An 8,823-nucleotide genomic window follows, 5' to 3' on the forward strand; every position below is an offset into this window, starting at 1 on the left:
TGAAGGATAGAATCAAAAAAGTGACCGATAGAAGCTTAAATCTAACTGATAGGGCGATCTAAAAATAGACAATCACTTTATTTTGACCCAATTATTTTGCCTGCCTTGAGCTGTTGAATAGCTTGATCAGAAATATTTAATGCCTGTAAAATTTCTTCATTATGTTGTCCTAAAGTGGGTGCTGCACTTGTTAGCTGTCCAGGTGTTTGTGAAAACTTAGCTGGGAAGCCCAATGTTCTCATTGGTCCAGCAGTCGGATGCTCATAGGACAGTACCATGCCACGCTCTAGTATATGAGGGTCATTCAATGTTTGGTCATAAGAATAGATTGGACTAGATGGTACACCATGCTTATCTAATAGTTCGAGCCAGTAGATAGCCTTATGCTTAATTAGCTCGCTTTCAATTTCTGCTTCCAGCTCCCTCACATGTTGGGCACGTGAATAGTTGGTAGCAAAGAGAGGATTGTCTAACCAATCAGGTCGATTGACAACCTTTGCCGCAAAAATCTCCCATAGCTTTTGATTGCCAGCACCTACTAGAATATAGTCATCCTGTGTTTTGAAACCTTGATAGGGCGCAGACACACGATGGGCGGTTCCTGTTCGCTCAGGTAACTCACCCTTTCCGAAGTAAGCAGCGGCCTCCCAAACAGTCCACGCAAGACCTGACTCCACTAAGGACACATCAATATATTGACCTTCACCACTACGAAGCTTATAAATATAGGCCATTAAAATCGATTGTAAGGCTGTTTGTGCAGCAGCAATATCATTCACCGCAAAGCCAACCTTTACAGGTCGTCCATCTGCTTCACCTGTCATATGCATTAAGCCACTCAGACCCTGAGCCATAATATCATAGCCACCCTTTTGACTATAAGGACCTGTTTGACCATAACCGGAAATAGAGCAGTAAATTAGGCCAGGATTGATGGCTTTTAATGTGTCATAATCAATACCAAGCTTTTTCGTTACACCTGGTCGATAATTTTCCACAAGTACATCAACAGATTGAATCAATTCTTTAAATAAAGCCAGTCCCTCAGTCGTTTTTAAATTGATGCAGACACCTTTTTTATTACGATTAACCATCATATACATATGACTTTCTTCATTAACGAATGGACCCATTGTACGGGTATCGTCTCCATTTGGGTATTTTTCAATTTTGATAACTTCTGCACCCATATCTGCTAACACCATGGTGCAATAAGGACCTGCTAAGACTTGTGATAATTCGATAACCTTTAATCCTTGTAATGCTTGTTTCATTTACCCTCAGTCCCATCCTGTTTGACTAATGTGATGTTGCGTAATCCTTTGACAGAGGTAGCACCGGCTAATGCGATAGAAACCTTTAATTCATCATAAAGATTGGTCATCACCTTTTCGACACCTTGTTGTCCCTCAAGGGCTAGTCCATAGACGAAAGGACGTCCAATTGCAACTGCATTCGCTCCTAAAGCAAGTGCTTTTAAGGCATCCATGCCACGATATACACCACTATCTAATATAATAGGAATTTGTCCATTCACAACTTTCACAATAGCAGGAAGGGCATCAAGTGAACCAATCACACCATCTAATTGACGGCCACCATGGTTTGATACAATAATGCCATCAATACCATTGTCGATAGCATGTTTTGCATCTTCAGGATGTAAAATTCCCTTCAATAATATAGGAAGGTTGGTACGTTTTTTTAGCTCTCTAACATGTTCCCAATTAAGTGTTGGGTGGAAGACATTTTGCAAGACACCTTGTACGTAGGACTCGAATGAATCATCAGGTAAAGTGGCTGTAAAAACGGGATCATTCATATAATTTCCTCTTGCATAGCCTAGCTTCAATGGTGAAAATTGATTGCGGACATCTTCTTCGCGCCAGCCAAGCATTACGGTATCGACAGTTAAAACGATTGCTTCAAATCCCGCTGCCTCCGCACGTACAGCCATACTAAAAGCAATTTCTTCATTTGTAGACCAATATAATTGAAACCACTTTGTTGCAGAAGGAGCAGCTTGAGCAACTTCTTCAAGAGCATAAGTGGAAACAGTGCTTTGAATATAAGGGATATTTAAATTCTGGGCGGCACGTACAACGGCAAGCTCACCATCATCGTGAACCATTCCGTTCATGCCAACAGGAGCAAAGAGCAAAGGAGTTGGGTATGTTTTACCAAACAAATGAATTGATGTATCAACGTTTGACACATCATTTAAAAAGCGGGGAACAATGGAATACTTCTCAAATGCTGCACGATTATTGCGCAGTGTTTGTTCACCACCAGCACCAGAACGGATGTAGCCAAAAGGCCCAGCTTCGATTTTTTTCGCTACGGCCTTTTCTAAATCTGCAAAGCAAATGGGGAAGGGGGCTTGTGCAGTGATATTTTTTAAGAGTAGATCACCATCAGTTGTGTTTGTCATCGTTACTACCTCACTTATTTATTGAAAATAGGCTTTCTTTTATTTAAAAAGGCTTGAATACCTTCGTTATAATCGTCTGAACTAAATGAATCCAAAACTAACTGTGCCAGCTCATCGCTTTCTTCATTTTCACCATCTACAATCGCCTGGATAATTTTTTTGATGCCTGCGTTTGCAATGGATGATTTACTTAATAGATGTTCAGCGAATTGCAATGTCGCCTCATCAATTTCCTCTGGTTCGTGTAGGGCCGTGATTAAACCAATATTTTTTCCTTCTTCAGCTGTAAAAATAGTAGCTGTGTACAAAATTTCCTTTGCCTTAGCGACACCAACAATATTGATGAGACGTTTCGTGCTTTCTAAATTATAGACAATACCTATGTTTGCAGCGGTAATGCCTAGCTTACTCTTAGGCGTTGCTATTCTAAAATCACAAGCATTTGCTAACTCTAAGCCACCACCAATTGCTAAGCCCTGAATCATAGCAATTGTCGGGTGTGGAAATTTATAGAGAGCATCGATCGCCTTTAGAGCCAATTCATTATAGGCTTTAGCATTGTCTGTAGCATAACGAACATCTAAAAACTCGCTAATATCTGCACCGGAAGAAAAGGCTACTTCATTGACACCGCGAACAATTAAAAGTTTGATGGAAGAATCTATACGGAGCAGCTCTAGTTGGTCTACTATGGCTTGAAACATTGCCCTTGATAAAGAATTCCGTTTATCCGGGCGGTTTAATACTAACGTTGCAATATAGCCATTTTTCTCTACATAAATTTCGTTTGTCATCTTCATTCTCCTCTTAATCTTTTTTCAACTTCGCGGCGAAGCGGTTACCAATGGATTGAATGCTCTGCACAAGGATGATTAAGATAAAGACAGTTGCATACATCACATCAACCTCATAGCGCAAATGACCATAACGATAGGCAAGGTCACCTAAACCGCCAGCACCAACCATTCCTGCCATTGCTGTCGCACCAATTAATCCTATTGTGGCAATTGTTAAGCCTAAAATAATAGATGGTCGCGCTTCACGTAATAGGACATGCCAAATGATATGGCGACGTTTAATACCCATGGCTGTGTAGGCTTCTACTACTCCGGAATCCACTTCTAAAAGCGCAGACTCCATCAGTCGTGCAATATAAGGAGCTGTGTAAACAACTAGTGGTACGATTACACCTTTAACACCAATTGTTGTACCTACAATTAACTTGGTAAAAGGTAAGATGAAGAATAGTAAAATGATAAATGGAACAGAGCGAACAATATTGATAAATAGATTAAAAAACTGATAGAAAAATTTATTTTCAAAGGATTGTCCTGGTCGTGTTAAAACGATTAATAGCCCTAATGGAATGCCAATCAGAATGGAGAAAAATAATGAAATTCCGACCATTTGAAATGTTTCGATAATTGCTTTGCCAATAACATCTGACCAATCTGTAAAGAAGCTTTGGATACTACTCATTGAACGCACCTCCTAATTCTTCCACTGCCACGCCATTTTCTGAAAAATACGTTAACGCCTTTTGGACAATCTGCGTTTCGCCATGTAAATGCACCACAATATTGCCGACAATACCGTTTTTTAATTCAATAATATTGGCTGTTAAAATATTTGGTTGCACATCATATACCTTAGTGACTTCTGCTAATAATGGCTTACCAGTACTTTCACCAAGGAATGTTAAACGGATTACACTTCCTGAAACATTTAATTGCTCAATAAGAGAAGGGGATAAATTACGTTGTGAAATTGTATTCAAAAACTTTCGCGTTGTAGGGTGCTTCGGTTTCGCAAAAAGTTCAATCGCTGTGCCAAATTCCACAACTTTCCCTGATTCTAGAACAGAAACCTCATCGCAAATTTTTTGAATTACATTCATTTCATGTGTGATGAGCAGAATCGTAATGCCTAATTCACGATTAATTTTTAACAACAATTCAAGAATGGCTTCCGTTGTCTCAGGATCAAGTGCACTTGTTGCTTCGTCACTAAGTAAAATCTCTGGTTCCTGTGCTAAGGCACGTGCAATAGCCACACGCTGTTTTTGACCACCTGAAAGTTGATTTGGGTAACTATCTAGTTTATCTGTTAAACCGACAATTTCAGCATACTTAGCTACTCGGTTTTTTACTTCCGCCTCTTTATAGCCTAGTAGCTTTAAGGGAACTGCAATATTATTGTAAACTGTTGCTGTTTTTAAGAGATTAAAGTGCTGGAAGATCATCCCGATTTTTTGGCGTGTTTGACGTAATTCGTGAAGAGAAAGGGTCGTAATGTCTACATTGTCTATCACTACTTTTCCTGCTGTAGGACGTTCTAGTAGATTAACGCAACGAATGAGTGTACTTTTACCAGCACCACTATAGCCGATTACACCATGAATTTGTCCCCTTTTTACGTGAAGGTTGATGCCATCCACAGCTTTTATGATGCCTTTTTTCGATTTAAATTCTTTTGAGATATTTTGTAATTGAATCATGCGATTGTTTGCTCCTTTCTCAACCTTCTAAAAAGCAAGAATCTGCTCGTCTTCCCATTGGGGAATTTCAGCAGATTCTTCGGCTTTATAGAAGCTTTCTGAACATATTACCAGCTAGGGATTACAGAACCTTTGAATTCCTCTTCGATGAATTGACGCACTTCGTCAGATTGGTAAGCCTCAACGAACTTTTTAATTGTTGGATCATTTTCATTTTCAGCACGTACAACAATATAGTTCACGTATGGAGAATCAGTAGATTCCAATAAAATAGAGTCATCTTTAGGGTTAATGCCAGCCTCTAGTGCAAAGTTTGTATTAATAGCTGCTACATCTACTTCACTAAGTTGTTTAGGAATTTGAGCTGCCTCTAATTCAATGAATTTTAAATTCTTTTTGTTTTCTTCTACATCACGGATCGAGGCTGTTAAGTCTGCACCCTCTTTTAACTTAATATAGCCAGCTTCCTGTAAAACAAAGAGGGCACGTGCTCCATTCGTTGGGTCATTTGGTAAGCCAAACGTTGCACCGTCAGGAATGTCATCAAAGGATTTATATTTTTCTGAGTAGATACCCATTGGATTTAAAATCGTCTTGCCCACTGGTACTAAATCTGTATCATGGTCTTTATTAAATGTATCTAGGAAAGGCTCGTGTTGATAGCTGTTCGCATCAAGATCACCTTCAGCTAAGGATGTATTAGGTAAAACATAGTCAGAAAATGATTTTAGTTCTACTTCTAGCCCATTTTCTTTTGCTACTTTAGCGGCTACTTCTGCAATTTGTTCGTGTGGACCAGAAGTGACGCCTACAACGATTTTCTTTTCATCAATTCCTTCAGCTTGGCTTTTACTATCTTCTTTAGAGCCACAGCCTGCTAAAGCTGCTACTAATGTTAAACTTGCTAAACCTACTAAAAATTTATTTTTCTTTTTCATGAAAATACCTCCAAGATTGTTTTTATCGGTTTTTTGAAAATAAAAAAACTCTCTTACAAATTAAGAGAGGCTCATGAAAAGATGTCCTCTCTTATCTATCAAACGAAGATCGTTTGCAGGATTTAGCACCTTCCTATAAAAGGAGGTTGCCGAGCTTCATAGGGCCAGTCCCTCAGCTACTCTTGATAAGAGATTTATAATATTTTTTTGTAATTCCGATAGAACTAATATAATTTATAGGGTATAGTAAGTCAATAAATAATTTTTAAATTTTTTATATAATTATAATATTTCGACGCAAAAGAGGGATAACAATGTCTGTAAGAGTTAATTATGGTATAGGTTCATTTGGTAAGGTTATTAGTGCTCGTTTTCTAACGGGAACAGATATCATTGAAGGAATTGAAGCGCTTTGCGAAGAGAATAGTATAGAGTCAGCAACAATTTTAAGCTGTATTGGCAGCTTTCAAAAAAGTAGCTTTGTTTATTTAGTGCCAGATGCAACAGTTCAAATTCAAGTTCGTTTTAGTGATGTGATTGAAAAAGAGGGACCATTAGAATTTATTCAAGGTTCAGGTGTGGTGTGTAAGCGAGATGGTGGATATGAGACACATTTCCATGGTTCTATGAGCGATCAATGGGGTGTTGTATCAGGTGGGCATTTAATAAAAGGGGGCAACCCTGTTATTACTGCTGACATCGTGTTGGCAGAGGTACAAGGGATTCAACATATTCGAAAATGGGATGATGAAACAGGTCATGTTCAATTTTATCCATTAGAAAATGGTTTAGGGCAACCAAGGAAAATTGAAAAATAGTAATAATCCTGTAGCTAGGGATAGCTACAGGATATGGCGTCATTATCTTTTAAACAATTGTAATTGCTCGATTCTATGGATTGCTTCACGTAAGCGCTCCTCACTAACCAGCAATCCTACGCGTACATAGCCTTCACCATATTGACCGAAGCCATTACCTGCTGCTACAGCGATATCAGCTTTTTCGAGCAAAAGATCAGCAAACTGTTCACTTGTATAGCCTAGTGGTACAGGGAGCCATGCGAAGAAGGAGCCACTTGGAGCCGTAACATGCCAGCCAATTCTTCGAGCTTCTTCAATGAGTACATTGCGGCGACGCTCATAAGTAGCTCGTAGTTCATCCGCACATTGTTGGGAAGCCGTCAGTGCTACTGCTGCGGCTTGTTGAATGGCAGGGAATTGACTACAAAACAGATGATCCTGAATTAGATTAATAGCAGCAATAATCTCGGCATTCCCTACAGCGAAGCCTATACGCCAGCCAGCCATATTATAGGTTTTCGATAATGTATACATTTCAACTCCTACTTCTTTTGCACCCTTTGCTTGAAGGAAGCTAACTGGTTTATTACCGTCAAATCCTATTGCCCCATAAGCAAAATCATGTGATACGATAATATTGTGCTCCTTCGCAAAGCGAACGGTCTCTTCAAAAAACGCAAGTGATGCTGTACCACCTGTAGGGTTGTTCGGGTAATTTAAGTAAAGAAGCTTTGCTTTTTCTTTCACTTCATCAGGTAATGCATGATAATCAGGTAAGAAATCATTTTCAGCAAAAAGGGGCATTACTTCAAAATTGACGTCTCCTAGTACAACACCTGATAGGTAATCTGGATAGCCAGGATCTGGTAAGAGCATCGTGTCACCAGGGTTTAACACAGCTAAAGGTAGCTCAACTAGACCAATTTTTGTTCCACCAAGAATCGCTACCTCTGTATCTGGATTTAGTTCTACCTGATATTCACGTTGATAAAAGTCCGCAGCAGCTTGGCGTAATTCAGCGAGACCTCTAAATGGTGAATATTTGTGGTTTTGAGGATTTTCAGCTGCTTCCTGTAATGCTTGAATGATGTGAATAGGCGTTGGCTGATCGGGATTTCCTTGCCCAAGGTTAATGACATCACGCCCTTCTTCTAGAGCCAAGTTTACTTTTTGAACGAGTGCTGCAAAAAATTGAGTGGGTAGTTGCTGTAGTTTTTTAGAGAATTCCATGCATGATCACCTTTTTCAGAATATAATAATTATTATTGAAGAATATGAAGCAAATAGTATTACTTTTTCTGTTAATTGTCTAGAGGAGGAATAGAGATGAAAATCGGTTGTATTCAATTAAATGTTGGCTTTGGCAAAGTTGAAGAAAATTTTGAACGTGCCGAGGATAAGATTCGTGAAGCTGCAAAAAATGGGGCAGAAATCATAGTGTTACCTGAAATGTGGAATACAGGCTATGCTTTAGAGAAACTGCCTGAGCTAGCAGATATCAATGGTGAGCGGACAAAGGCCTTTTTGGCTAAACTTGCTAAGGAACTTGATGTACATATTGTAGGGGGCTCTGTTTCAACAAAGAAAGGCGATAAATTTTATAATACGATGTATACCTTTGATCGTAATGGAGAACTTGTTGGGGAATATAGCAAGGCACATCTTTTCCGTTTAATGGACGAGCATCTTTACTTGGAAGCAGGGGATGAAATGAATCGTTTTGCTTTAGATGATATTGAAGCTGCTGGTGTCATTTGCTATGATATTCGCTTCCCAGAATGGTTACGTGCACATGCATTACAAGGAGCAAAGGTATTATTTGTACCAGCGCAGTGGCCAACTCCAAGGATTGACCATTGGAAAACGTTGCTACAGGCTCGTGCAATTGAAAATCAATGCTTTGTCATTGCAGTTAATCGTATTTCGAAAAAGGTAGAAAATTTTAATGGGCAGTCTATGATTATTCAGCCTTGGGGAGAAGTATTATGGGTAGGTGCTGAGGACGAGGAAGTAGCAGTGATCGATGTAGACTTTTCTATTGTCGATGAAGTACGTGGAAGAATTCCTGTTTACGATGATCGTAGACCAGGACTGTATCACGATGTAGTTGTGAAAGTGTAATAAAGGGCACGCTTAGGATAAAGTGTACCCTTTATA

General features: G+C 39.2%; 9 protein-coding genes and 1 riboswitch. Of the genes, 2 read left to right on the forward strand and 7 right to left on the reverse strand.

Translation table 11 applies throughout. From position 1 onward, the window contains the following. Nucleotides 1–77 precede the first annotated feature (77 nt). The 6 genes from C7B89_RS18990 to C7B89_RS19015 all read right to left on the reverse strand — a co-directional run bounded on the left by C7B89_RS18990 (nt 78) and on the right by C7B89_RS19015 (nt 5,866). Nucleotides 78–1,274 carry a CaiB/BaiF CoA transferase family protein gene (locus tag C7B89_RS18990; protein ID WP_115674316.1) on the reverse strand — a complete coding sequence of 399 codons (1,197 nt, stop codon included), beginning with the start codon at nt 1,272–1,274 and terminating at the stop codon, nt 78–80. Continuing rightward, complete coding sequence (locus C7B89_RS18995) at nt 1,271–2,431, reverse strand: alpha-hydroxy acid oxidase (RefSeq protein WP_115674317.1); 1,161 nt, start codon at nt 2,429–2,431, stop codon at nt 1,271–1,273. Before C7B89_RS18995 ends, C7B89_RS18990 begins: the two co-directional genes overlap by 4 nt. 14 nt (nt 2,432–2,445) lie before the next feature. After that, nucleotides 2,446–3,225: an enoyl-CoA hydratase/isomerase family protein gene (locus C7B89_RS19000; protein WP_115674318.1), complete on the reverse strand. Its 780-nt coding sequence runs from the start codon at nt 3,223–3,225 to the stop codon at nt 2,446–2,448. 13 nt (nt 3,226–3,238) lie between these two features. After that, nucleotides 3,239–3,910: a methionine ABC transporter permease gene (locus tag C7B89_RS19005; protein WP_048393370.1), complete on the reverse strand. Its 672-nt coding sequence runs from the start codon at nt 3,908–3,910 to the stop codon at nt 3,239–3,241. After that, nucleotides 3,903–4,928, reverse strand: coding sequence for a methionine ABC transporter ATP-binding protein (locus C7B89_RS19010; protein WP_115674319.1), 1,026 nt, complete (start codon nt 4,926–4,928; stop codon nt 3,903–3,905). The genes C7B89_RS19005 and C7B89_RS19010 overlap by 8 nt, the downstream gene beginning before the upstream one ends. A gap of 107 nt (nt 4,929–5,035) precedes the next feature. Next, nucleotides 5,036–5,866: a MetQ/NlpA family ABC transporter substrate-binding protein gene (locus tag C7B89_RS19015; protein WP_048393373.1), complete on the reverse strand. Its 831-nt coding sequence runs from the start codon at nt 5,864–5,866 to the stop codon at nt 5,036–5,038. A gap of 88 nt (nt 5,867–5,954) precedes the next feature. Beyond that, nucleotides 5,955–6,058: riboswitch (SAM riboswitch) on the reverse strand. 122 nt (nt 6,059–6,180) lie between these two features. Between C7B89_RS19015 and C7B89_RS19020 the strand changes: the two genes are divergently transcribed. Next, entirely contained in the window at nt 6,181–6,684 is a 504-nt protein-coding gene (locus C7B89_RS19020) for a PPC domain-containing DNA-binding protein (RefSeq protein WP_115674320.1), read from the forward strand. 42 nt (nt 6,685–6,726) lie between these two features. Here C7B89_RS19020 and C7B89_RS19025 read toward each other — a convergent pair whose 3' ends face one another. Then, nucleotides 6,727–7,896, reverse strand: a complete 1,170-nt coding sequence (locus C7B89_RS19025) for a pyridoxal phosphate-dependent aminotransferase (protein ID WP_054549107.1) — start codon at nt 7,894–7,896, stop codon at nt 6,727–6,729. 96 nt (nt 7,897–7,992) lie between these two features. Here C7B89_RS19025 and C7B89_RS19035 point away from each other — a divergent pair, with 96 nt between their 5' ends. Then, nucleotides 7,993–8,787, forward strand: coding sequence for a carbon-nitrogen family hydrolase (locus tag C7B89_RS19035; RefSeq protein ID WP_115674321.1), 795 nt, complete (start codon nt 7,993–7,995; stop codon nt 8,785–8,787). Nucleotides 8,788–8,823: the final 36 nt, after the last annotated feature.

The sequence above is a fragment of the Lysinibacillus capsici genome, assembly GCF_003367505.1.
GTDB classification, from domain to species: domain Bacteria; phylum Bacillota; class Bacilli; order Bacillales_A; family Planococcaceae; genus Lysinibacillus; species Lysinibacillus capsici.